At 65.1% G+C, this 20,737-nt stretch carries 29 protein-coding genes; 7 read left to right on the top strand and 22 right to left on the bottom strand.

Annotation, left to right across the window (positions count from 1 at the left end; all coding sequences use genetic code 11):
* Positions 1-7 precede the first annotated feature (7 nt).
* The 13 genes from AC2FLM_RS21395 to AC2FLM_RS21335 all read right to left on the bottom strand — a co-directional run bounded on the left by AC2FLM_RS21395 (position 8) and on the right by AC2FLM_RS21335 (position 8,069).
* Positions 8-670 carry an RcGTA-type gene transfer agent tail tape measure protein gene (locus tag AC2FLM_RS21395; protein ID WP_234175546.1) on the bottom strand — a complete coding sequence of 221 codons (663 nt, stop codon included), beginning with the start codon at positions 668-670 and terminating at the stop codon, positions 8-10.
* On the bottom strand, positions 657-866 hold the full coding sequence (locus tag AC2FLM_RS21390) for a rcc01693 family protein (RefSeq protein ID WP_234136984.1): 210 nt from the start codon (positions 864-866) through the stop codon (positions 657-659). Before AC2FLM_RS21390 ends, AC2FLM_RS21395 begins: the two co-directional genes overlap by 14 nt.
* A complete protein-coding gene (locus AC2FLM_RS21385) occupies positions 863-1,183 on the bottom strand; it encodes a gene transfer agent family protein (protein WP_496859881.1) in 321 nt (106 codons plus the stop codon). The genes AC2FLM_RS21390 and AC2FLM_RS21385 overlap by 4 nt, the downstream gene beginning before the upstream one ends.
* 2 nt (positions 1,184-1,185) lie before the next feature.
* Entirely contained in the window at positions 1,186-1,599 is a 414-nt protein-coding gene (locus AC2FLM_RS21380) for a phage major tail protein, TP901-1 family (RefSeq protein ID WP_234136988.1), read from the bottom strand.
* Positions 1,600-1,623: 24 nt separating this feature from the next.
* Positions 1,624-2,037, bottom strand: a complete 414-nt coding sequence (locus AC2FLM_RS21375) for a DUF3168 domain-containing protein (protein WP_496859880.1) — start codon at positions 2,035-2,037, stop codon at positions 1,624-1,626.
* Positions 2,034-2,372, bottom strand: coding sequence for a phage head closure protein (locus AC2FLM_RS21370; protein ID WP_496859879.1), 339 nt, complete (start codon positions 2,370-2,372; stop codon positions 2,034-2,036). Before AC2FLM_RS21370 ends, AC2FLM_RS21375 begins: the two co-directional genes overlap by 4 nt.
* A complete protein-coding gene (locus AC2FLM_RS21365; RefSeq protein WP_496859878.1) occupies positions 2,369-2,968 on the bottom strand; it encodes a head-tail connector protein in 600 nt (199 codons plus the stop codon). Before AC2FLM_RS21365 ends, AC2FLM_RS21370 begins: the two co-directional genes overlap by 4 nt.
* A 165-nt stretch (positions 2,969-3,133) precedes the next feature.
* On the bottom strand, positions 3,134-4,312 hold the full coding sequence (locus AC2FLM_RS21360; protein WP_496859877.1) for a phage major capsid protein: 1,179 nt from the start codon (positions 4,310-4,312) through the stop codon (positions 3,134-3,136).
* Positions 4,313-4,344: 32 nt separating this feature from the next.
* Positions 4,345-4,902: an HK97 family phage prohead protease gene (locus tag AC2FLM_RS21355; protein ID WP_496859876.1), complete on the bottom strand. Its 558-nt coding sequence runs from the start codon at positions 4,900-4,902 to the stop codon at positions 4,345-4,347.
* 28 nt (positions 4,903-4,930) lie between these two features.
* The gene (locus AC2FLM_RS21350; RefSeq protein WP_234136992.1) at positions 4,931-5,155 is read right to left on the bottom strand and encodes a GTA head formation protein, RCAP_rcc01685 family; all 225 of its coding nucleotides are present in this window, start codon (positions 5,153-5,155) and stop codon (positions 4,931-4,933) included.
* The gene (locus AC2FLM_RS21345) at positions 5,148-6,320 is read right to left on the bottom strand and encodes a phage portal protein (protein ID WP_496859875.1); all 1,173 of its coding nucleotides are present in this window, start codon (positions 6,318-6,320) and stop codon (positions 5,148-5,150) included. Before AC2FLM_RS21345 ends, AC2FLM_RS21350 begins: the two co-directional genes overlap by 8 nt.
* A 125-nt stretch (positions 6,321-6,445) precedes the next feature.
* A complete protein-coding gene (locus AC2FLM_RS21340; RefSeq protein WP_496859874.1) occupies positions 6,446-7,816 on the bottom strand; it encodes a DNA-packaging protein in 1,371 nt (456 codons plus the stop codon).
* Positions 7,725-8,069 carry a hypothetical protein gene (locus AC2FLM_RS21335; RefSeq protein ID WP_044028337.1) on the bottom strand — a complete coding sequence of 115 codons (345 nt, stop codon included), beginning with the start codon at positions 8,067-8,069 and terminating at the stop codon, positions 7,725-7,727. The genes AC2FLM_RS21340 and AC2FLM_RS21335 overlap by 92 nt, the downstream gene beginning before the upstream one ends.
* Positions 8,070-8,325: 256 nt before the next feature.
* Here AC2FLM_RS21335 and AC2FLM_RS21330 point away from each other — a divergent pair, with 256 nt between their 5' ends.
* Positions 8,326-8,712: a metallopeptidase family protein gene (locus tag AC2FLM_RS21330; protein ID WP_496859873.1), complete on the top strand. Its 387-nt coding sequence runs from the start codon at positions 8,326-8,328 to the stop codon at positions 8,710-8,712.
* A 64-nt stretch (positions 8,713-8,776) separates the two neighbouring features.
* On the opposite strand, the gene mltG is transcribed toward AC2FLM_RS21330, so the two are convergent.
* The 7 genes from mltG to fabD form a co-directional block, all read right to left on the bottom strand.
* Positions 8,777-9,931, bottom strand: coding sequence for an endolytic transglycosylase MltG (mltG, locus tag AC2FLM_RS21325; RefSeq protein ID WP_496859872.1), 1,155 nt, complete (start codon positions 9,929-9,931; stop codon positions 8,777-8,779).
* Positions 9,931-11,196, bottom strand: coding sequence for a beta-ketoacyl-ACP synthase II (gene fabF, locus AC2FLM_RS21320; protein WP_496859871.1), 1,266 nt, complete (start codon positions 11,194-11,196; stop codon positions 9,931-9,933). Before fabF ends, mltG begins: the two co-directional genes overlap by 1 nt.
* Positions 11,197-11,345: 149 nt before the next feature.
* Positions 11,346-12,089 (bottom strand): 1-(5-phosphoribosyl)-5-[(5-phosphoribosylamino)methylideneamino] imidazole-4-carboxamide isomerase, encoded by a 744-nt coding sequence (locus AC2FLM_RS21315; protein ID WP_496859870.1) that lies wholly within the window; start codon positions 12,087-12,089, stop codon positions 11,346-11,348.
* 94 nt (positions 12,090-12,183) lie between these two features.
* Positions 12,184-12,723 (bottom strand): GNAT family N-acetyltransferase, encoded by a 540-nt coding sequence (locus AC2FLM_RS21310; protein WP_234183335.1) that lies wholly within the window; start codon positions 12,721-12,723, stop codon positions 12,184-12,186.
* 140 nt (positions 12,724-12,863) lie between these two features.
* Positions 12,864-13,097 carry an acyl carrier protein gene (locus tag AC2FLM_RS21305; protein ID WP_005982462.1) on the bottom strand — a complete coding sequence of 78 codons (234 nt, stop codon included), beginning with the start codon at positions 13,095-13,097 and terminating at the stop codon, positions 12,864-12,866.
* 211 nt (positions 13,098-13,308) lie between these two features.
* Complete coding sequence (gene fabG / locus AC2FLM_RS21300) at positions 13,309-14,046, bottom strand: 3-oxoacyl-ACP reductase FabG (protein ID WP_234137000.1); 738 nt, start codon at positions 14,044-14,046, stop codon at positions 13,309-13,311.
* Between the two features lie 57 nt (positions 14,047-14,103).
* Complete coding sequence (gene fabD / locus AC2FLM_RS21295; RefSeq protein ID WP_496859869.1) at positions 14,104-15,042, bottom strand: ACP S-malonyltransferase; 939 nt, start codon at positions 15,040-15,042, stop codon at positions 14,104-14,106.
* A gap of 161 nt (positions 15,043-15,203) precedes the next feature.
* On the opposite strand from fabD, the gene AC2FLM_RS21290 reads away from it, so the two are divergent.
* A complete protein-coding gene (locus AC2FLM_RS21290; RefSeq protein ID WP_496859868.1) occupies positions 15,204-16,427 on the top strand; it encodes a cytochrome b/b6 domain-containing protein in 1,224 nt (407 codons plus the stop codon).
* Between the two features lie 69 nt (positions 16,428-16,496).
* Here AC2FLM_RS21290 and AC2FLM_RS21285 read toward each other — a convergent pair whose 3' ends face one another.
* Both AC2FLM_RS21285 and AC2FLM_RS21280 read right to left on the bottom strand, forming a co-directional pair.
* Positions 16,497-17,087, bottom strand: coding sequence for a YceI family protein (locus AC2FLM_RS21285; protein ID WP_234218214.1), 591 nt, complete (start codon positions 17,085-17,087; stop codon positions 16,497-16,499).
* Positions 17,088-17,224: 137 nt separating this feature from the next.
* On the bottom strand, positions 17,225-17,743 hold the full coding sequence (locus tag AC2FLM_RS21280) for a hypothetical protein (RefSeq protein WP_430539486.1): 519 nt from the start codon (positions 17,741-17,743) through the stop codon (positions 17,225-17,227).
* Positions 17,744-18,033: 290 nt separating this feature from the next.
* On the opposite strand from AC2FLM_RS21280, the gene rpsF reads away from it, so the two are divergent.
* The 5 genes from rpsF (at position 18,034) to AC2FLM_RS21255 (ending at position 20,719) form a co-directional block, all read left to right on the top strand.
* Positions 18,034-18,387, top strand: coding sequence for a 30S ribosomal protein S6 (gene rpsF / locus AC2FLM_RS21275; protein WP_011048000.1), 354 nt, complete (start codon positions 18,034-18,036; stop codon positions 18,385-18,387).
* Between the two features lie 27 nt (positions 18,388-18,414).
* Positions 18,415-18,642, top strand: a complete 228-nt coding sequence (gene rpsR, locus AC2FLM_RS21270; protein WP_008328567.1) for a 30S ribosomal protein S18 — start codon at positions 18,415-18,417, stop codon at positions 18,640-18,642.
* Between the two features lie 12 nt (positions 18,643-18,654).
* Complete coding sequence (gene rplI / locus AC2FLM_RS21265) at positions 18,655-19,260, top strand: 50S ribosomal protein L9 (protein ID WP_234140725.1); 606 nt, start codon at positions 18,655-18,657, stop codon at positions 19,258-19,260.
* Between the two features lie 187 nt (positions 19,261-19,447).
* Complete coding sequence (locus tag AC2FLM_RS21260) at positions 19,448-19,921, top strand: lytic transglycosylase domain-containing protein (protein WP_234218217.1); 474 nt, start codon at positions 19,448-19,450, stop codon at positions 19,919-19,921.
* Positions 19,922-20,314: 393 nt separating this feature from the next.
* Complete coding sequence (locus AC2FLM_RS21255) at positions 20,315-20,719, top strand: helix-turn-helix domain-containing protein (RefSeq protein WP_234218218.1); 405 nt, start codon at positions 20,315-20,317, stop codon at positions 20,717-20,719.
* Positions 20,720-20,737: the final 18 nt, after the last annotated feature.

Raw genomic sequence — 20,737 nt, 5'->3', positions numbered from 1 at the left:
CCCCTTGTTACCGATTGCGATTGCCACGACCCAGCGCGCGGCCCATCTGAGCGGCGATCTGGCCCTGGCTGCGACGGAAGCCCTGCACATCGGGGGTGGTGATGTTCATCACCACGTTCACTGCGCGGCCACCGCCGCTGTTGCGCACGCCCAGCTTGCCATCGGCGCCCCGCGCCAAGGGCATGATCGCCTCCGGCCCCGCCTCACCCATCAATCCCATGCCGCCGCGCATCGGAAAGGCCACCGGTCCGCTGACCACGCCGCCGCTGGCAAAGGGCATCACCCGGCCCTGGCTGAACGAGCCGCCCTTGGCAAAGGGCAACAGTCCTTCGAACAGCGAACCCACACCATCCGCGATCAACCCGCCGAAATGATCGGTCACCGGCTTGATCGCCGCCGAATAGGTGGTCTGAATCATCGACCGGGCCACCGTTTCCAGCGCGTCAGACAGTTTCATGCCGTCCAGCACGACGCCATCGAAGGCGCGGCGCAGCCCCTTGGACAGGCCCCGCTCCAGCGTCTGCACATCCTGCCCCGTGGCCGCCAGCGCGCTGCGCACCCGGCGCAGCTCGGCATCAAAGCCCGCGGCCATGACAGCGGCATCGCCCAGCGTATCGCCCAGGCTTTCGCCTGTGGCTTCCAGTTCCGAAAACCCGTCAGTCTCCGCCATGATCCTCTCCTTGTGTCTGGTCCGGCCAGGCCGCCAGCAGCGCATCCAGTCCGGCGCGGCCCATCGGCGCGGTCCCGGCACCCTGCCCCAGCATCAGCCGCAACTCGGCCGGGGTCAGGCGCCAGAACGCCTCGGGCGTCAGCCGTAGCCCCAACATTCCGGCCCGCATCAGCGCGGGCCAGTCGAACCCGTTCATGTTTCCCCCGGCAGCATGAAGGCACGCGCCAGCAACTCCGCCGCCGCCCGCGCCGCTGCCAGCGGCCCACCGGCGATCTCGGCCCGCAGAAGCTGGGCGCGGGTCACATCCGCGCCCCCGCCCCTGAGCCCAGCAACCACCAGCGCCAGAACGTCGCGGCTGGAAAACGCTCCCCCCTCGAACCGCTGCACCAGTTCCACCAGCGAGCCGCTCTCCAGATCAGCCTCAAGCTCGGCCAACGCGCCCAGCGTCAGCTTCAGCACCCGTTGCTCACCATCGATGACCAGGGCCACCTCTCCCGTCCACGGATTGGCCATGATCAGATCGCGGTAAAGGCAAGCGCACCGGCGCTGGCCAGGCTCACCTCATAGGTCGCCTCGCCATTATGACTGCCCGCATAGTCGATGCCGGTCACCTGGAACGGCCCCTCGACAATGCCGAAATCGGGGATGATCACCTGGAAATCGGGCGTCTCGCCGTCAAAGAACAGTTGCCGCGCCCGCTCGTCGGTGCCCGCATCCTTGAACACGCCCGAGCCCGAGATCGAGGCCGATTTGACCCCCGCCCCCGACAAGAGTTCGCGCCACCCCCCCTGGCTCTCCAGGCTGGTGACATCCACGCTCTCGGCGTTAAAGCTTACGCGGGTGGCACGCAGCCCCGCGATGGTTTCGAACAGGCCCGTGCCGTTCATGTCCACTTTGACCAGCAGGTCCTTGCCGTTCTGGGCACCCATGATGTTACTCCACGTTCAGGTTGATCAATTGTCTTCGACGCGGGCGCGAAACCGCAGGTCGATCTGCCGGACCGCGCCCCCCGTCCCGGTCCGCCGGGCCGAGGCCCGGTCGAACCACAGCCCCACCAGACGCCCGCGCGCCAGGTTCAGCGCCGCATCGTCCAGTGCATCGCTGACCGCGCCCGCCAGCGTCTTGGCGCCCGCGAAACCGGCCGCCTCCGAGATCACCGAGACGGTGAACCGGTGCTCGGCCCCCTCGCCGCTCTGATCCGAGGCGTCGCGCACCTCTTCAGGCCCCAGCAGCACATAGGTCTGCGGCAGCGTGCCCGATGGCAGCGCATCGTAAATGTCCGTCCCCACCAGGGCCGCCACCCCGGCATCAGCCAGCAGGTGCTGATAGACCGCCGCCTGCAACGCCGCCGCCACGCCATAGCTCATGCCGCTACCTCCTCATCTGCAAAACAGGTCAGAAACCGCCCGGCCGGGTCATGCTCGGCCACCGCCCGGATCACGAAAACGCGGGCGCCATCGATGAACCGCTGTTCGGGCGCGGGCCGCATCGACGACCCTTCGGGCGCCGCCCGCAGCGTGATCCGATAGCTCACCCGCGAGCGGGACGCGCCCGCCTCGAACCGCTCGGCCCCGCTGCGCGCGGTGACATCGGCCCAGACCGTGCCAAGGGCCGTCCAGCTCTCGGCATAACCGCCCGCGCCGTCGGCGACCCGCGCGGGTGTCTCCAGCACCAGGCGTCGGTTCAGATGCGGCGCCTTCATTGCACCACCCCCGAGCCAAAGCGAACGGTGCGATAGCGCTGAATCAGGCTGGTGACGCCAAAGGGCATGCAGCCATCACCCAGCGCGGTCTCGTGCCGGTATTCGTAATAATGCGCCGCCAACAGCAGCACCGCCTGCCCCAGATCGGCCGGCAGCCCGCCCCAATCGGCGGCCATCCCCGCCACCAGCGCGACAATCGCCGCGCCACCGGTGGCCACGGTCGGCAGCAGCGCCCCCGCCGGGCGCAACCGCGGCCGCTGGCTGTCACGCTCCAACCGATAGGCGGCCGGGTCCAGCACCGTGTCCTGCCCGCCCGCATCGCGCAGCGTCACCGAGGTAACCGTCTGCACCGGCACCACCGGCAACACTTCCCCCGTGGCATCACGCCAGTTGTAGACCGTCCAGGAAAACTGACGCGAGATCAGTATCTTGCCCGTTCGCGCCTCGATCGCGGCAATGGCGGCCCGCAGGAAACTGCGCAACACCTCGTCCTGCACGTCATCCTCTGCAAACCCGGTGCCCAGCCGCAAATGCGCCTTGAACTGTGCCACCGGCAGCGCGGCATCCGCAACGGCGGTCTCTTCGATCAACATCATCAATTCACTCCGCAAGCTCGGGCCCCTCCGGGCCGTTCGTCTCAGGTCATGCGGGCCCGCGCCGCCTCGCGTTGCTCGGACGGAGGGGAGCAGCTAGACAACGCCAGGGATACCGGCGCGCGCCCGCACCCGGGGCCAGTCAGCCGGCCCCGGATCCGGCTACGCTCAGGCGACGCCGAATTTCAGCAGCTTGATCGCGGCAAAGTCGCTCACATCGCCGCCCACACGCTTGGTCGCGTAGAACAGCACATGCGGCTTGGCGCTGAACGGGTCGCGCAGCACGCGCAGATCCGGGCGCTCGGCCACGGTATAGCCCGCGTTGAAATCGCCGAACGCGATGGAATAGCTGTCGGTTGCCGGGTCGGGCATGTCCTCGGCGATCACCACCGGATAGCCCATCAGCCGCGCGGGCTCTCCCGCCGCCAGACCATCCGACCACAGGAAACGGCCATCGGCATCCTTCAGCTTGCGGATGGTGCCCGCGGTTTTCGAGTTCATCACAAAGGCACCGTTGGCCCGGTACTGCGCCCCCAGCGCATAGACCAGATCGACGATATCGTCGGCGTCCACACCAGCGGCCACACCCGAGGCGACATAGCCGATATTGCCCCAGGTCCAGCTGTCATTGTCGACAGCGGCATGGTTCAGGAAACCGCGCGGCTTGTTCACCCCGTCCCCGTTGATAAAGCTCTGCGCTTCGGCGCGGGCGAACTTGTTGGCGATGCGGTCGGCCAGCCAGCCCTCGATGTCAAAGGCGCTGTCATCCAGCAGGCGCTGGCTTGCCTTGGGCAGAGCGCTCAGCTCGTGCAGCGGGATCGAAATACGGTCGATCGACGGCGTCCCGGTCTCGCTGGCCGCAGCGGTCTCATCCGCCCAGCCGGCACCGATATCGGTGTGGTCGATCAGCACGTCGAACGAGTTCGCCTCCACATGCACCACCGAGGCGATCGAGCGGATCGAGGCCGTCGAATGCAGCACCGCCTTGATACGCTCGGCGGTCTGCGGGTCGACCAGATAGCCGCCATCGCTGTTGATCGCGGTCGACATCGCCTTGCCTTCCAGGGTCAGCCCCCGCAGCGCATCGTCATCGCCCGAGCGCAGATAGGCGTCGAACGCCTTCTGATGCGGGGCGCCGTCCTCGACGGCGGCGGCCAGATGCGGACGCGCCGCGGTGAGTGATTTACGATCCAGCATGGTCATACGCTCTTCTGTCTGTTGCAGTTTGGTTTCAACTTCGGTGCGAAAACCCTTGAATTCATTCACGAAGCCAGTCATCGCCTGCTTCACCTCCTGAACCAGGGGCACACCCTCTCCGGCCAAGGCCGGGATCTCGGTCTTGCTCATCGGCACGTCCTTTCGGGTGGTTTGCGGCGCGCTTACCTTCGCGCCAGTTCCTGCCGGGCGCTGTCGAACAGCTCGGCAATGCTGCGCCAGGCCTGTTCGACCTCGGGGGATGCCCCCTTGGCCGCGACCCGGGCACTGGGCAGCATGGGAAAGGTCACCAGCGACACTTCCCACAGCTCCAGTTCGGTCAAGAGCCGCTGGCCCTTGTCATTCTTGCTGGCCCGACGGGTGCGATAGCCGATCGACAGACCGTCGATGGCCCCCGCGCGGATCAGGGCCGCCGCCTCGCGCCCTTTCTGGGTGCTCTCCAGCAACCGACCCTTGACCCACAGACCGCGTGCATCCTCGCGCACCTCATCCCAGACCCCGATCGGCTGGGCCGGGTCGTGCTGCCACAGCATCTTGACCCGCTGCCCGGCTGCGTTCAGCGCCTTGAGCGAAGCCGCATAGGCCCCCGCCTGCACATTGTCGCCGCCCTGATCGGTCTGGCCAAAAAGGCTGGCATAACCCTCGATCACCGCATCCTCGCTGACCGTCAGACCATCGCCGAAGCGGGCGAATTTATGTTCAAGTCCGGTGTCCATTTCCATGAAGCACTCCTCGTAAATCGTTGCCATCTCAGGGAGAAATCACCAGGAAGGATTGAAAGACCTGGGCCAGGATCGCGCCTGCGACACCGTAGACCGTCAGCCACAGCCGCCGTTCCATCCGCTCGATCGCCTCGTCCAGCTGGTCCAGCCTGCGGCACAGATGCTCGTGTTGCAACGCGGCCACCCGCTCATGCGCTTCCAGCCGCAGCCCCGGCGCACAGTCAAAGGGCGCATAGCCCGACCCCTCAGCCATGGGCGTCCTCCGCCAGCGCCGGCAGGCCCAGCAGCATCCGCTTTTCTGCCCCGGTCAGGAAATCGGCGCGGCTGACGCGCGCCCATTGCGCATCGCGCTCGGCTGCCAGCGCCGGTACCTGGTCCAAGTCGGGCTTCAGCAGCACCTCCTCGCCCGACAGGCCCGACAGCCAGTCCGACAGGTTCGCCGCCACCCGCGTCACCAGGGGCAGAACCGTCAGGCGGTAGAACGCCCGATTGGCCTCCTGATAGTTCGAATAGGTCGCGTCGCCCTGGATGCCCAGCAGCATCGGCGGCACGCCAAAGGCCAGCGCGATCTCGCGGGCGGCGGCTTCCTTGGTCTTCTGAAACTCCATGTCCGAGGGCGAGAAACCCATCGGCTTCCAGTCCAGCCCGCCTTCCAGCACCATTGGCCGGCCGGCATTGCGCGCACCCTGGAAATTCGCCTCGATCTCGTCGGACAGTCGGCGGAACTGATCCTCGGCCATCACGCCCTGCCCGTCGCTGCCGGTCCAGACCAGCGCGCCCGAGGGCCGTGCCGCGTTGTCCAAGAGCGATTTCGACCAGCGCGAGGCCGCGTTATGCACATCCACCGCCATCGCCGCCGCCTGCATCGGCGAAAAGCCGTAGTGATCGTCCTGCGGGTGGAAAGACTTGATATGGCAGATACCCGCCGCGTCAAAGCGATGCGACTTGCCGCCCACCTTGTATTCATAGGCTACCGGCCAGCCATCGGCACCGGGCACCACCCGCATCCGGTCCGAGCGCAGCACATGCAGCTCGACCGGCAGGTCATCAGCGCCACGCACCGCCTCGACATAGGCATCCCCCGACAACAGCAGTTGCCCGAACAGCGCCTCCATCAGCTCGGCCCGGCCCTGCGCGCCATTGGGGCGTCGGATCAGGCTCAGCATCGGGTGCGTCTCATAGCGCTGCATCCGGTCCTGCAACACCAGCGGCAACGCCGCCGCCGCCTCGGAAATCAGCTTCACCGAGCGGAACCCCACCGGATTGCCCGCAAACCCCGTCCGCGTCAGCGAGGCGGTGTCGCGCGGGCTCCAGGCGACCCGGCCCGCATTATGCCAGGCCACCACCGGCCCCGCCGCGCTGGCCTTGGCCTCGGGCGCTTCCGCTCCGGCCCCACGACGCAGGAAATCAAAGATCATGGCAATGCTCCTATCTTCTCGCCCGGCGCCGGATGCGCTGCGGCCTTGTTGATGAGAGTTATCGGCGAAGATTGTTCAGGACCCGGAAACAGACCGTTCGCAGCTAGTGCAACGGCCCGCGCCGCTCACAGCACCCGCACCCGCGGGCGCCTGTAGGCCGCCGCAGGGGCGATCATCAGCTCGTGCAGCGCCCAGACCAGCGCGTCCACCCGGTCGGGCGATCCCTGCCCCTCGTAGCCGCGCGCGGTCATCTGGCCCATCTGCTCTTCCAGCGCGGTCAGCCCCGCCACATGGCGCACCCGCTCCTGTTCATATAGCGCCGCCACCGGCTCGGCCCGCGCCACCTTGCCCCGCGCCGCGTGCACCGCTTTGAAGGGCACCAGCGGATCCACCTGGCGCAGCACCTCCTCGACCAGCTGGCCGCCCTGATTGACCTCGGCCACCAGCCGTTCGGCGCCGAACGTATCCATCGCGGCAATTGCCGCCTTGGCCCAGGTGGTCGGCCCGGCGCCCTGCACCGTGCGGTCCGCCAATACCCAGGCGCGCCAATCCTGCGGCGGCCCCTGCATCTGGGCGCCCACAACCACGATACCGCAGGCATCGCCACTGGCACCGCCGCTGACCGACGGGTCCAGCGCCACCACCACCCGATCGAGTTCGGGCACAGTCGAGGAGCGCGCCCGGTCCAGCATCTCGGCCGTCCACAGCGCCCCCTCGGCATCGGCCAGCAACACCCCATCCAGCTCCTGACGCCCCAGCCGCGTGCCCGCATAGCGCGCCCGCACCTCCTCCAGAAAGCTCTCGGCCAGATTGGCCCGGTTCGCCTCGGTCGGCGCATGGGTCTGCACCGTGCTGGGCGCGGCCAGCAGATCCTTCAGCGGCTTCACATTGCGCGGCGTTGTGGTCACGCAAACCTGTGGCCGTTCCCCCAACCGCAGCGCGAATTGCAGCATGTCCCAGGTCTCGCCCGCCTTTTTCCACTTGGCCAGCTCATCCACCCAGGCCGCGTCGAATTGCGGCCCGCGCAGCCCCTCAGGGTCCTGAGCAGAAAAAGCCTGCGCCTCGGCACCGTTGGGCCAGATCAGCTTGCGTTCGCTGGCCTTCCAACTGGGGCGGCGGTCGGGCGGCGAACAGGCCAGGATGCCGCTGTCGCCAAACACCATCACATCGCGCACCTGGTCAAAGGTCTCGCCCACCAGTGCCACCCGCCGCGCGCGCCCCGCATCCAGCGGTCGCGACCCCTCGACCCGGGCGCGCACCCATTCGGCGCCTGCGCGGGTCTTGCCCGCGCCGCGACCGCCCAGGATCACCCAGGCCCGCCAATCGCCCTCGGGCGGCAATTGATGCGGCAATGCCCAGAACTCGAACAGAAAAGGGAGGGCGCATAGCCCTCCCTCCCCGATTTCACTCAGAAACCGCTCCCTCTCGGCAACACTTGCGCAGGCGAGCAAGGCGGCACCCGATCTCAGATCGGGCGCGGTCAAGGTCCAGGGCATATCCGCCCTGGGCAATGCCTGCTTCTCGTCGGACTTGTTCGGCAAAACTGGCCTCCACTTTCTGACATTCGCGGATCAGGCTGGCCGCCTGACCCATCTGCTTGCCATATCCGGCAAGATCACCATCCTCCCCGGCTCGGATCCGTTTCTGCAGGTCTTCCGCCGCATTGCGCAGATCGCGAATGGAATTTTCCAACGACTGAAGCAGTTCAGCCGTCCGGGAAATCCGCTCCTCCGGGGTAATCAAAGTCATGTGTGCTCGTGACCTCATGCGAGAGTGATCTCCGCACGAGAGAGACGAAAAAACGGCCACCGGGGTCACCCCCGGGGCCGTTCGCGCATCTCTTCTAGCATGACACAACCTATACACGAAACCGTGCGCTGAGTCAAGGCCTTCGCGCAACAGCGCAACAGGCAACGCACTGGAATTGTTAACAAAACCTTATCCGGGCCGAGACCGGACCCGAAATGGGGTTTTCACCCACCACAACCACCGCCATATCACGGACATGCGCACCGATCTTGACCATTTCGAAACCGTCGCCCTCCAGACAGTCGACACGATGCCACTGGCCTTTCGCAGCCATGCGCAGGCGGTGCTGCTACGGGTGGCGGACTGGCCGGATGCCGACATGCTCGATGCGCTTGGCATGGACGATCCGCTTGAATTGACCGGCCTCTACGAGGGTATTCCCATGACCGAGAAATCGGTTGGCGATTTCGCTGCTCCTCCAGATACGGTCTGGCTGTTCCGGGAACCGATCCTGGACGAGTGGCGCGCACGCGGCGATATCGCACTGGACATACTGATTGCCCATGTGGTGGTGCATGAATTCGCGCATCATTTCGGGTGGTCGGACGAGGATATCGCCACCATCGACGCCTGGTGGCTCTGAGCGCCCTGCTCCACACCCAATCACAAGAACCAAACGCCCGGACCTGTGGGCCCGGGCGCGGTGGTCAATTGCCCTGTTGCTGGGCCTCGATCTCGCGCCATTTGGCGACGTTGCGGTTATGCTCTTCCAACGTCTCGGCAAAGGCGTGGCCACCACTGCCATCGGCAACGAAAAAGACATAGTCGGTGGTGTCGGGGTTGACCGCAGCCTCCAGGCTGGCCAGTCCGGGATTGGCAATCGGTGTCGGCGGCAATCCTTCGATCACATAAGTATTCCAGGGCGTTACACCTCGAAGCTCGCTTTGACGCAACCCCCGGCCCAGCACCCCTCTACCCTTGGTGATGCCATAGATCACGGTCGGGTCCGTCTGCAGGCGCATGCCCCGGTTCAGGCGGTTGACAAACACGCTGGCCACCTGGCGGCGCTCTTCGGGCACGCCGGTTTCCTTTTCGATGATCGAGGCCAGGATCAGCATCTCCTCGCGGCTTTGCAGCGGCAGGCCCTCGACGCGCGCCTCCCAGGCGGCATTGATCCGCAGTTCCTGCTTCTCCTGCATCTGGGCCAGCAGCGCGGCGCGCTCCATCCCCACCGTCACGTCATAGCTGTCTGGGGCCAGCAGCCCCTCGCGCGGCAGTTCGTCCACCTCACCCGCCAGCACGTCCCAGGCCTTCAGCCCCTCGACCACCTGCCAACTGGTCACCCCCTCGGCCATGGCCAGCCGGTACCGGGTGTCGCGCTCGGCGCGTTTCTCGGCATAGACCGCAGGCGCCTCGCCCTCGCTGGGGTCGAACTCGACCAGTTCCACGAATTGCTCTGTCGCCGGGTCCAGTTCGCGCACTTCCAGCAGCAGGCGATTGACACCGATACGATAGACGATCTCGGTGCCACAGCTGCTGGCGCCGCCACGGGTGATCTGGTCGATGATCTCCTCCATCGAGGCGCCTTCCTTGACCAGATAGCTGCCCGCCTTCAGCTGTGTCGCCTTTTCGGAGTAGCGCGCACTGATACGGAACATGGCGCCACTGTTGACCGCGCCCGAGGCCTCAAGATCGCGGCTGACGCGGGTCATGTTCGACCCGCTCTTGACCTGAAGACAGATCGCCTCTTCCAGCGGGCCCTGCGCGGTATATTGCGACTTGCCCCACAGGATCACACCGGCCAGCAGGAACAGGCCAACCGCCAGAACGGTCAGCATGTTCGAGGCAAGAGCCCGCCACATCAGTCGACCTTTCCGAAGATCACGCTCGCATTGGTGCCACCAAAGCCAAAGGAGTTCGACAGCGCCACGTCGATCTTGCGCGCCCGCTTGGCATTGGGCGCCAGATCAACCGGGGTATCCACCGCCGGATTGTCCAGGTTGATGGTGGGCGGCGCCACCTGATCACGGATCGCCAGGATCGAAAAGATCGCCTCGATCGCACCAGCGGCGCCCAAGAGGTGCCCGGTGGCCGATTTGGTCGAGGACATGGTGACATTGGCCGCATGGTTGCCCAACAGCCGCTCCACCGCGCCCAGCTCGATCGTGTCGGCCATGGTCGAGGTGCCATGCGCGTTGATGTAATCCAGATCCGACGGCTCCAGCCCGGCACTGCGCAATGCGGCGCGCATCGAGCGTTCGGCGCCGTCGCCCGTCTCGGAGGGCGCGGTGATGTGATAGGCATCGCCCGACATGCCATAACCCAGCACCTCGGCATAGATCTTGGCACCGCGCGCCTTGGCGTGCTCGTAATCCTCCAGCACCACGATGCCGGCGCCCTCACCCATCACGAACCCGTCGCGATCAATGTCATAGGGGCGGCTGGCGGCCTTGGGGTTGTCGGCATATTTGGTCGACAGCGCCTTGCAGGCGTTGAACCCGGCAATGCCGATCTCACAGATACAGGCCTCGCCACCGCCGGCGATCATCACATCTGCGTCACCGGCCCGGATGATCCGGCTGGCATCGCCAATGGCATGCGCGCCGGTCGAACAGGCGGTCACCACCGAATGATTGGGCCCCTTGAACCCGTGACGGATCGACACCTGGCCCGAGGCGAGGTTGATCAGCGCGCCGGGGATAAAGAAGGGCGACACCCGGCGGGGGCCCTTCTCCTTGATCAGGTTGGCGGTATCGGCAATCGACCCCAACCCGCCGATCCCCGACCCGATCAGAACGCCGGTGCGCAGCCGGTCCTCTTCGTCCTCGGGCAGCCAGTTCGCGTCCTTGCAGGCCATCTCGGCGGCCGCGATGGAATAAAGGATGAAATCCTCGATCTTGCGCTGCTCTTTCGGCGGCATCCAGTCATCGGGGTTGAAGGTGCCATCGCTGCCATCGCCGCGCGGGACCTCGCAGGCATAGGTCGTGGTGACGCCCGATGCCACCGCATCGAACCGCGTAATGGGCCCGGCACCCGAATGCCCCTCGAGCAGGCGGGACCATGTTTCCTCGACCCCGCTGGCCAAAGGAGTGATCAGTCCCAGTCCGGTTACAACGACTCTGCGCATGAATTGCCTCTTGCCTTCTTGGTGTTCGAGAACCGCTCTTACCCTGCCCGGCCCCATATGGGCAAGAGCAAGGGTGCAGGCAAGGCCGGCGGAGCCTTGCCTGCCGCTCTCGATATCCCGATGGGCCGCCCGGACCTCTTGAAACTGCCTTACTGGAACTGCGCGACCCGCTCATGCGCGCCGGCAGCCAGTTTCAGCGCCTCGTCCAAAGACAGGGTCTTGCGGAACAGCGCCCGCCCCACCAGCGCGCCTGCGATATTGGGCATATAGGCCAGCCGCGAGATATCGTCGGCGGCGCGCACGACGCCGCTGGCGATGATCGGGGTACGCGCATGGGTGGCCAGGCCCGAGATCAGCCCCAGCTTGGCCTCGACCTCTTCGACGTCGCTGTCGATATCGGTGACCACGATTGCGGCAAACGGCGTGTCGCTGAACGCGTCGATAAACGCCTCGGGCGTATAGGCGCTCTGGCTACGCCAGCCATCGGTCATCACATAGCCCTGCCAGACATCGACGCTCAGCACGATCTGGTCAGGGTGCCGCTTGGCCAGTTCCTTGACCAGCGCGGGGTCGCGCGCCGCAAGTGTGCCCACGACAATGCGCCCGGCGCCCTTGTCGATCCAATGCTCGATCCGCTCGCGCGAGCGCATGCCGCCCGCCAGTTGCACCGGGATCTCGGCCTTGCGGATGATCTGCTCGACCAGTTCCGCATTGCCGTCACCGCCCTCGACCGCGTCCAGATCGGTCAGGTGCATCCATTCGGCACCGGCGGATGCCCAGCCGGAAACCGTTTCAAACGGGTCCACATGCCAAAGCATGGGCGCATCCAGCCGCCCCCTTTCCAGGGTCACGCACCGTCCGTTCTGCAATTCCATCGTCGGGTAGATGATCATGGCCGCTCCTCCGCTGAAACATGTCCAGATGACTCTATCGCAGGATGCGCTCCGCCACACTGACCTGAAAGCGGAGTGTCGGATCCCGATTGCGTCACCGGCGCGCGGGCGGGCCATCGCGGCGGAGCAGCGTGACCGGGCGGCCACCGAATTCGGCCTCGCGCATCGGGCGGTATCCCAGCGACTGCGCCAGCCCCAGTGAGGGCGCGTTGTCGGGCGCGATCATCGCCACCAGACGGCCGGGAATCACCCGGTCGAACCAGTCATGCGCCGCCGCGACAGCCTCGCGCCCCAGGCCCTGCCCTTGCGCCTCGGGGGCCAGCACCCAGCCCGCCTCGGGATAGGCGTCGAAATCGGGACCCATGTCGCGGCTCTTGTAGAAAAAACCGGCCTGCCCCACCAATCGGCGGGTTTTCTGCATCACGACGCCCCACTGACCGAAACCGGTCATGTGCCAATGGCCTTCGTTGCGCAGGAACGCGTCCCAGCAATCCCCCCGACTGCGGGGCTGGCCGCCGATGTGGCGCACCACCTGCGGATCCGCCCAGATCTCGGCATAGCGGTCGAAATCCTCGTACCGCATCCCGGCCAGACGCAATCTGCCTGTGTTCAAAATAGGAATGGATCGGATCATTTGGCGCCCGTCCTGTCTCTGCCTCAACCCCAAGGTGCAAAGCCGCGGGGATTCTGGCAACCGGATTCGGGGGCACGCACGAAAAAAGGCGCCTCCCGGCGGGAAGGCGCCTGTTTGACCTTTCAGGTCTCAGCGAATGCTCAGGAGGCTTCGCTGATGAACTTGACGGCGTCGCCGAAGGTCTGGATGGTTTCGGCCGCGTCGTCCGGGATCTCGATGCCGAACTCTTCTTCGAAGGCCATGACCAGCTCGACGGTGTCGAGGCTGTCGGCGCCCAGGTCGTCAATGAACGAGGCGTTCTCGGTCACTTTGTCTTCTTCGACACCCAGGTGCTCCACAACGATCTTCTTAACGCGATCTGCGACGTCGCTCATGTCAGTTCCTCATTCCTACGGGGCCACTGGCCCATTTCTGCCCTTGCCCGCTCGGGGTGGCTTGGTTTTGCCCGGTCCGGGCGGTTCAGGTTCCGGGGTGTCCCGGGTAACGCAGAAGGCCGACCCCATCGACCGGCCTTCCTCAGGATGCGCCGCCTATAACACAGACGCGCGCATTGGCAAACGCTTTCGCGTCCGGCCTCAGCGCCGCTCACAACATGGCCATACCGCCATTCACATGCAAGGTGGAACCGGTCACATAAGCGGCCTCGGGACTGGCGAGATACAGGACCGCAGCCGCGATTTCCTCGGGCGAACCCATGCGCCCGGCGGGTACCTGCGCCAACAGGCCGGATTTCTGATCGTCCGTCAGCTTGTCGGTCATCGCCGTGGTGATAAAGCCCGGCGCCACCGCATTGACAGTGATTCCCCGGCTGGCCACCTCATAGGCCAGCGATTTGGACATGCCGATGACCCCGGCCTTGGAGGCGGCATAGTTGCCCTGTCCGGGGTTGCCGATGGCGCCCACCACCGACGAGATGTTCACGATCCGGCCCCAGCGCGCCTTCATCATGCCGCGCAGCACGCCCTTGCAAAGTTTCATGGTGGCCGTCAGGTTGACGTCAATCACGCTCTGCCATTCGTCATCCGACATGCGCATGAACAGGTTGTCGCGGGTGATCCCGGCATTGTTCACCAGGATATCGACCGAACCCAGCACTTCGGCGGCCTGTTTCGGCAATGCCTCGACCGCGGCCATGTCGCTCAGGTTGCAGGTCAGCACATGGGCGCGCTCGCCCAACTCATCGGCCAGCGCCTGGAGCGGCTCGATCCGGGTGCCCGACAGCACGACCGAGGCACCGGCTGCATGCAGCGCACGCGCGATCGCGCCGCCGATACCACCCGAAGCGCCGGTAATCAGGGCATTCTTTCCGGTCAGATCAAACATGGTCATATTCCTCTTATCCCCGACCTGACAGATCGGGTCTTGCAAATTTAGGTGGGTTCAGGCGTCGCCAGCAAGGATTTTTTGCACATCTTCCGGTGTGCCCGCGGGTTTGCAGGCGATGTCGCGGTTGATCTTGCGTACCATGCCTGACAGCGCCTTGCCCGCGCCGATCTCCCAGATCTCGGTCACGCCCTGCGCGGCCATGTATTCGACGCTTTCCCGCCAGCGAACAGACCCCGTGACCTGCTCGACCAGCAGTTGCCGGATCAGGTCGGGATCGCTCACCGCCTCGGCGCGCACATTGGCCACCAGCGGCACCGCGGGGGCCTGGATCGCGACCCCGGCCAGCGCCTCGGCCATGGCATCGGCGGCGGGCTGCATCAGGGCACAGTGGAACGGAGCGCTGACCGGCAGCATGACGGCGCGTTTGGCACCTTTCGCCTTGGCGATCTCGGCGGCGCGTTCGACCGCCGCCTTGGCGCCCGACACCACCACCTGGGTGGGATCGTTGTCATTGGCGGCCTGGCAGACCTCGCCCTGTGCCGCCTCGGCGGCAACCTCGCGCACCGCTGCCAGATCGAGCCCCAGAATCGCCGCCATCGCGCCCTGCCCAACCGGAACCGCGCTCTGCATCGCTTGCCCTCGGGTGCGCAGCAACCGAGCGGTATCGCTGACGCTCAGCGCCCCGGCAGCGGCCAGAGCCGAATACTCGCCCAGCGAGTGACCGGCGACAAACGCGGCCTGGGTGATGGCCACACCCTCGGCCTCGAGCGCGCGCATCGCCGCCATCGAGGTCGCCATCAGCGCCGGTTGCGCATTCTGCGTCAGCGTCAGGGTCTCGATATCGCCTTCCCAGATCAGCGCGCTCAGCTTCTCGCCCAGTGCGGCGTCGACCTCGTCGAACACGGCCTGCGCGGCCGGATAGGCCTCGGCCAGCGCCTTGCCCATGCCGATGGTCTGGGCGCCCTGCCCGGGAAACACGAATGCGGTCGTCATCTCTGTCCCTTCGCTTTCTGCAACGTTAACGCCGGGTGTAGCCGCCCCGCCCGCGCCACACAAGCTCTGCATCCCGACACGGGAGCTGTGCGAAGGCGCATATTGTACACCGGCGACACAGACAGCAGGTTGCGGACATCCAAGACCATTCGGAGAGCGCGATGACCCTGACCAACACCCGAAACAGCTATGGTGGCGTGGCCAAAAGCCTCCACTGGCTGACCGCGCTTATGATCCTGACCTTGCTGCCGCTGGGCTGGATCGCCGATCAGGCGGCAGAACGGGCCACAGCCGGGGGCGCCGGCGCCGAAGAGATCGCGCGCGCCGCCTGGCTGTTCTCGGCGCACAAGACATTGGGGATCGCGCTGTTCGGCGTGGCGCTGCTGCGCATCCTCTGGGCACTGACCCAGAAACGCCCCGGCCTGCTGAACGCCGACCATCGGGCCGAGGCGCTGGCGGCGGAAACCGTGCACTGGCTGCTCTATGGCGCGCTGGTGCTGGTGCCACTCAGCGGCTGGATCCACCATGCCGCGACCGAGGGCTTTGCGCCGATCTGGTGGCCCTTTGGCCAATCGCTGCCGATGGTGCCCAAAAGCGCCGCCCTGGCGGAACTCACCGCCGTGCTGCACCGCGCCTTTCTGCTGGTGTTGCTGGGCGCGCTGGCGCTGCATGTGGCGGGGGCACTGAAACACCACCTGATCGACCGCGACGCAACCCTGCGGCGGATGCTGCCGGGGCGGAGCGACCTGCCCACACCGCCCAAACAGGCCCACAGCGTCGCGCCGCTGCTACTGGCGCTGATGGTCTGGTTGGGCGCGCTTGGCGCGGGTACATGGGTGAACAGTCAATCAACCCCGCACGCACCATCAGGGTTGCAAAGCGCGGCGTTGGAAGCGGTTGCCTCCGACTGGCAGGTCACCGAAGGCACGCTGGCAATCTCTGTCACTCAGCTGGGCAGCGCCGTCAGCGGCAGCTTTGCCGACTGGACCGCCGCCATCCAGTATGATCCGCGCGAGTCACCCGGCCCGGCAGGCGAGGTCACCGTCACCATCGCCATCCCCTCGCTGGCGCTGGGATCGGTCACCGCACAGGCGATGGGGGCCGATTTCTTCGACGCGGCACAGTTTCCCACAGCCGATTTCACCGCCACGCTGCACCGTACCGAAACCGGCCACGAGGCGCGGGGCATGCTGAACCTGCGCGGTGCCAGCGTCCCGGTCACCCTGCCCTTTGACCTGGAACTTGACGGCGATACAGCCCGGATGCGCGGTACCGTCACGCTTGACCGCCGCGATTTCGGGATTGGCGCCAACATGCCGGATGAAAGCTCGCTCAAGTTTCCGGTCACGGTGACGGTCGCCCTCGAAGCGATGCGCGCTCCCTGACCCCAAGGCACGCGAAACAGAAAACGGGCCCGGTTGCGGGCCCGTTCGTTCCTTTGGTGACGACCCGGATCAGGAATTGTCGGCGCCGGCCTTCATGGCCTCGATCGAAATGCGGACCTCGACCTCGTCGCTGACATAAGGTGCGAACATGCCCAGGTTGAAGTCGGAGCGCACCACGGTGGTGGTGGCATCGAACCCGGCCCAGGGCTTGTTCGCCATCGGGTGATCGCCCATCTGGTTCAGCACCGCGTCCAGCACCACCGGCTTGGTCACGCCGTTCATGGTCAGGTCGCCGGTGATCTTGGCGGTGTTGTCTCCGGTCACTTCGATGCCGGTCGAGACAAAGGTGATCATGTCCCCTTCCTTGGCACCAAAGAAGTCACCCGAGAAGAAGTGATCTTCGCGTGCTTCCCAGCCAGTGAACATCGACAGGACCGGCATCGAAACGGTCACCGAAGAGGCGGCCGGGTCTTCCTTGTCGAACAGGATCTCGCCCTCGAAGCCCGAGAACATGCCGGTGGTGGTGGAATAGCCCAGGTGGTTGTAGCTGAACACGACCTGGCTGTGGCTGGCATCCAGCAGGTATTTTTCGGGCGCGGCGGTGGCGGCGCCGGCGAGGCCTGCCAAGATCAGCGCTGCGGCAAGGCGGGTGGTCTTCATTCTGTCGCTCCATGTCTTGTCTTGTGGGTTCAGGCGGACGGTTGTCCTGACCTTGACCGAGACATGGGGCATGCGGGATGTGCGGGCAATCTGACAGAACTCCACAGACTCTGTGGAGGAATGAACAGATGCGGGTTTCAGGCCGAAAAGGTCACGAATCCGCTCAGCTGGCTGCGCAGGGCCTGGCGGATATCGGCCGAAGGGATCGGCAGGCGCATCAGGATCGACCCGTCCACGTCGCAGATCTCCAGGTAGTGTTCGTTGAACCGGGCCGCGCCCAGGCTGTCATAGCTGCGGCGCAGGATGGTCTGGGGACGGCCGCGATTGTTCTTTTGCAGCACCCGAACCTCGCGCCGGATCGGATCGAAATAGGCGTCGGGCTGGTTGTCCTGGTGATGGATCATCAAAAGCGCCAGACCACAGAAGAAGAAGAACAGCGACACGCCCAGCTTCATCAGCGCCGCATCGGCACCGTTCTCCGAACCGGGCAGCAACCACATGGCGGCGGCGCCGATCACCAGAGCGGTGCCGATCACCCGAAAGATCACGGTGCGCAGCGGCCAGTTCGGGGCGAAAGTGATCATCAGCGGCACCGTCTCTTCAAAGGACGGCAGCGGCATACGGTTGCGAAGCGTCTGTTGCTGTGCCACGTGCATTTCCTGTCGCGCTCCCTGCGCCGGTTTCTCCGCCGGGTTGTGTCCGACAGGGTTAACGATCGATAAACAATGCGACGGGAATGCGGCAGGCTCGGGGTAATTGAGCGGCATGGCCCTTTGTACAACCCACAAGTGCGTCGCAGCCAAGCCCCTTGCCCCCGGCGCGCAGGCGTGTATATGGGGCCATCCTTTCACAGAATTCGTGAACCGCGCAGTCTCTCGTGGCAGGGCCGTGAAAGGATCAAGGGCCCCGCCTATGAAATGCGCCTAGATAGAAAACAGGAGATCGCATGCCTCTCTACGAGCATGTCATGATTGCGCGTCAGGACCTGTCCAACACGCAAGCCGAAGGCCTCATCGAACATTTCGGTGCCGTACTCAGCGACAATGGCGGCAGCCTGGTCGACCACGAGTACTGGGGCGTCAAGACGATGGCCTACAAGATCAACAAGAACCGCAAGGGCCACTATGCCTTTCTGCGCACCGACGCGCCCGCGTCCGCTGTGCAGGAAATGGAACGCCTGATGCGCCTGCATGACGACGTGATGCGCGTTCTGACCATCAAGGTCGACGAGCACGCCGAAGGACCCTCGGTCCAGATGCAGAAGCGCGACGAGCGCGACAGCCGCCGCGAACGCCGCTAAGCCCGCATTAGGAAAGGACATCAAGTTATGGCCGCTAAACCGTTTTTCCGCCGTCGCAAGGTGTGCCCCTTCTCGGGCGACAACGCACCCAAGATCGACTACAAGGACACCAAGCTGCTGCAGCGCTATATCAGCGAACGCGGCAAGATCGTGCCCTCGCGCATCACCGCCGTCTCGGCCAAGAAGCAGCGCGAACTGGCCCGTGCCATCAAGCGCGCCCGCTTCCTCGCCCTGCTGCCCTACGCCGTGAAGTAAGGAGATAGGCACATGCAAGTTATCCTTCTCGAACGCGTGGCGAAGCTGGGCCAGATGGGCGACGTCGTCGACGTCAAGCCGGGCTACGCTCGCAACTTCCTGCTGCCGCAAAGCAAGGCGCTGGTCGCATCGGATGCGAACATTGCCCAGTTCGAAGCGCAGAAAGCCCAGCTCGAAGCGCGCAACCTGGAGACCAAGCAGGAAGCCGAGGCCCTGGCCGAAAAGCTCGACGGTCAGCAGTTCATCGTGATTCGCTCGGCATCGGATGCCGGCGCGCTCTATGGCTCGGTCACCCCGCGTGACGCCGCAGACGCCGCCACCGAGGCAGGCTTCTCGGTCGACAAGAAACAGATCGCCCTGATCGCTCCGATCAAGGAACTGGGTCTGCACAGCGTCACCGTCCGCCTGCACCCCGAAGTCGAAGTCGCGATCAACCTGAACGTTGCCCGCTCGCCCGAAGAGGCCGAGCTGCAGGCATCGGGCAAGTCGATCCAGGAACTGGCCGCCGAGGAAGAGGCCGCAGCTGAATTCGAGATTGCCGAACTGTTCGACGATATCGGCAGCGCCGCCTCGGACGACGACGATCAGGCCCCTGCCGCCAGCGACGAAACCGCCTGACGGACTGCCCGCAAGGGACAGGAACAAGATCGAAAGGCCGCGCCATCCGCGCGGCCTTTTTTCTCGGCCGACGCCACGACACTAGCTGTAATCCGCCCATCCGGGCAGGGCCGGTCGAATTCTCTCTTCGCAGACCGCCCCCGAGCGGGTATTTGCCTCGGGGACTGACGCGACCAAGGAGCCCTCGATGCCGCTGACCCGCCGCGCCCTCTTGCTGACCGGCCTCGCCCTTCCCATTGCCGCCTGCGGGCGCGAACCGGAACCGGCAGCGGCCTTCAACCCACCTCTCTTTCCCAACGAGACGCCCGAACTGCGTGCCTCGATCAACCGCTGGGCCGATCACTATGAACTTCCGCGCAACCTGGTGCACAAGCTGGCGATCCGCGAAAGCACCCACCGGCCCTGGGCGGTAAACCGGCCCTATTACGGATTGCTTCAGATCCTGCCCGCTACCGCCCGCACCATGGGGTATCGCGGCGCCCCCGATGGCTTGCTGGATGCCGATACCAACCTGCAATATGCCGGCAAATACCTGCGCGGCGCCTGGCTTCTGGCCGACGGCGACCAGGACCGGGCGATCCGCCTCTATGCTTCGGGCTATTACTACGAGGCAAAGCGGCGCGGCATGTTGGTAGAGACCGGACTGCGCCCAGCCTCTTGACGCTACGTCAACAGATTTCGAATTTTGCAATCCGGACCGGGTGGAGCAAGCATGGCTCTCCGGCCCGCTTCTTTGGGCGCCTCGATACCTGAAGGCCCACAAATCCCTTCGCTGCCAGACAGTTCCAACCGGTCGTGGACAAATGCGAACACTGGAAGCTGATCAAATCCCTGCGCGGCCAAGCTGTTGATACCAAATTATTAGTAGAACCAGACACCGCGAAGAACCGCCTCAACGTCACCGCAACCATAGCATGAAAACCGTTGCGTCCATGCTTGCGATGGGGCAAGCTGACCGCGTAAGGGGCGAGTGCAATCCAGGCTTGCCGGTGCAATACCTGCCGGAACCGGAATATTGGCACTCGTAAAAAGTATGAACGTAGCAGGTGAAGGTATGGATACAGTCGATACCGTAGTGGGGCGCCGCATCCGCGCCAGACGTTCGGCGCTTGGTCTCAGCCAAGCCGAACTTGGTCGTGCGATCGGCGTGCGGTTTCAGCAGGTTCAGAAATACGAATCCGGCGCGAACAGGGTCAGCGCGTCACGGCTTTGGGCAATTGCCGAAGTGCTCGATGTACATATCAGTCATTTCTTCGAGGGCATTCAGGCGCCGGAATCCGGTGTGATCGACGGCAGCGATGCGCCCGTCGACCGGCTGATGTTCCTCAAGGACCGCGACTCGGTCGAAATGGTCGAGATCTATAGCAGCTTGCCTCCGGCGCAAAAGCGTGCTGTTCTTGCCTTTGTCAGAACAATGGCGGTTGATACGCAGACATCCGGGGAAAAGGTCCCCGGATAAACGGGTGTCCGCCCTGTT

The sequence above is a fragment of the Ruegeria sp. SAZD011 genome, from assembly GCF_059612545.1.
Note: the sequence above shows the minus strand (reverse complement) of the source record. Positions and strands in the feature narration are given on the sequence as shown.

What these genes read in the sequence shown, in the direction of transcription:
- AC2FLM_RS21395 (WP_234175546.1), bottom strand. Translation starts at nt 670, where the DNA reads ATGGCGGAGACTGACGGGTTTTCGGAACTGGAAGCCACAGGCGAAAGC.
- AC2FLM_RS21390 (WP_234136984.1), bottom strand. Translation starts at nt 866, where the DNA reads ATGAACGGGTTCGACTGGCCCGCGCTGATGCGGGCCGGAATGTTGGGG.
- AC2FLM_RS21385 (WP_496859881.1), bottom strand. Translation starts at nt 1,183, where the DNA reads ATGGCCAATCCGTGGACGGGAGAGGTGGCCCTGGTCATCGATGGTGAG.
- AC2FLM_RS21380 (WP_234136988.1), bottom strand. Translation starts at nt 1,599, where the DNA reads ATGGGTGCCCAGAACGGCAAGGACCTGCTGGTCAAAGTGGACATGAAC.
- AC2FLM_RS21375 (WP_496859880.1), bottom strand. Translation starts at nt 2,037, where the DNA reads ATGAGCTATGGCGTGGCGGCGGCGTTGCAGGCGGCGGTCTATCAGCAC.
- AC2FLM_RS21370 (WP_496859879.1), bottom strand. Translation starts at nt 2,372, where the DNA reads ATGAAGGCGCCGCATCTGAACCGACGCCTGGTGCTGGAGACACCCGCG.
- AC2FLM_RS21365 (WP_496859878.1), bottom strand. Translation starts at nt 2,968, where the DNA reads ATGATGTTGATCGAAGAGACCGCCGTTGCGGATGCCGCGCTGCCGGTG.
- AC2FLM_RS21360 (WP_496859877.1), bottom strand. Translation starts at nt 4,312, where the DNA reads ATGAGCAAGACCGAGATCCCGGCCTTGGCCGGAGAGGGTGTGCCCCTG.
- AC2FLM_RS21355 (WP_496859876.1), bottom strand. Translation starts at nt 4,902, where the DNA reads ATGGAAATGGACACCGGACTTGAACATAAATTCGCCCGCTTCGGCGAT.
- AC2FLM_RS21350 (WP_234136992.1), bottom strand. Translation starts at nt 5,155, where the DNA reads ATGGCTGAGGGGTCGGGCTATGCGCCCTTTGACTGTGCGCCGGGGCTG.
- AC2FLM_RS21345 (WP_496859875.1), bottom strand. Translation starts at nt 6,320, where the DNA reads ATGATCTTTGATTTCCTGCGTCGTGGGGCCGGAGCGGAAGCGCCCGAG.
- AC2FLM_RS21340 (WP_496859874.1), bottom strand. Translation starts at nt 7,816, where the DNA reads ATGCCCTGGACCTTGACCGCGCCCGATCTGAGATCGGGTGCCGCCTTG.
- AC2FLM_RS21335 (WP_044028337.1), bottom strand. Translation starts at nt 8,069, where the DNA reads ATGACTTTGATTACCCCGGAGGAGCGGATTTCCCGGACGGCTGAACTG.
- AC2FLM_RS21330 (WP_496859873.1), top strand. Translation starts at nt 8,326, where the DNA reads ATGCGCACCGATCTTGACCATTTCGAAACCGTCGCCCTCCAGACAGTC.
- mltG (WP_496859872.1), bottom strand. Translation starts at nt 9,931, where the DNA reads ATGTGGCGGGCTCTTGCCTCGAACATGCTGACCGTTCTGGCGGTTGGC.
- fabF (WP_496859871.1), bottom strand. Translation starts at nt 11,196, where the DNA reads ATGCGCAGAGTCGTTGTAACCGGACTGGGACTGATCACTCCTTTGGCC.
- AC2FLM_RS21315 (WP_496859870.1), bottom strand. Translation starts at nt 12,089, where the DNA reads ATGATCATCTACCCGACGATGGAATTGCAGAACGGACGGTGCGTGACC.
- AC2FLM_RS21310 (WP_234183335.1), bottom strand. Translation starts at nt 12,723, where the DNA reads ATGATCCGATCCATTCCTATTTTGAACACAGGCAGATTGCGTCTGGCC.
- AC2FLM_RS21305 (WP_005982462.1), bottom strand. Translation starts at nt 13,097, where the DNA reads ATGAGCGACGTCGCAGATCGCGTTAAGAAGATCGTTGTGGAGCACCTG.
- fabG (WP_234137000.1), bottom strand. Translation starts at nt 14,046, where the DNA reads ATGTTTGATCTGACCGGAAAGAATGCCCTGATTACCGGCGCTTCGGGT.
- fabD (WP_496859869.1), bottom strand. Translation starts at nt 15,042, where the DNA reads ATGACGACCGCATTCGTGTTTCCCGGGCAGGGCGCCCAGACCATCGGC.
- AC2FLM_RS21290 (WP_496859868.1), top strand. Translation starts at nt 15,204, where the DNA reads ATGACCCTGACCAACACCCGAAACAGCTATGGTGGCGTGGCCAAAAGC.
- AC2FLM_RS21285 (WP_234218214.1), bottom strand. Translation starts at nt 17,087, where the DNA reads ATGAAGACCACCCGCCTTGCCGCAGCGCTGATCTTGGCAGGCCTCGCC.
- AC2FLM_RS21280 (WP_430539486.1), bottom strand. Translation starts at nt 17,743, where the DNA reads ATGCACGTGGCACAGCAACAGACGCTTCGCAACCGTATGCCGCTGCCG.
- rpsF (WP_011048000.1), top strand. Translation starts at nt 18,034, where the DNA reads ATGCCTCTCTACGAGCATGTCATGATTGCGCGTCAGGACCTGTCCAAC.
- rpsR (WP_008328567.1), top strand. Translation starts at nt 18,415, where the DNA reads ATGGCCGCTAAACCGTTTTTCCGCCGTCGCAAGGTGTGCCCCTTCTCG.
- rplI (WP_234140725.1), top strand. Translation starts at nt 18,655, where the DNA reads ATGCAAGTTATCCTTCTCGAACGCGTGGCGAAGCTGGGCCAGATGGGC.
- AC2FLM_RS21260 (WP_234218217.1), top strand. Translation starts at nt 19,448, where the DNA reads ATGCCGCTGACCCGCCGCGCCCTCTTGCTGACCGGCCTCGCCCTTCCC.
- AC2FLM_RS21255 (WP_234218218.1), top strand. Translation starts at nt 20,315, where the DNA reads ATGGATACAGTCGATACCGTAGTGGGGCGCCGCATCCGCGCCAGACGT.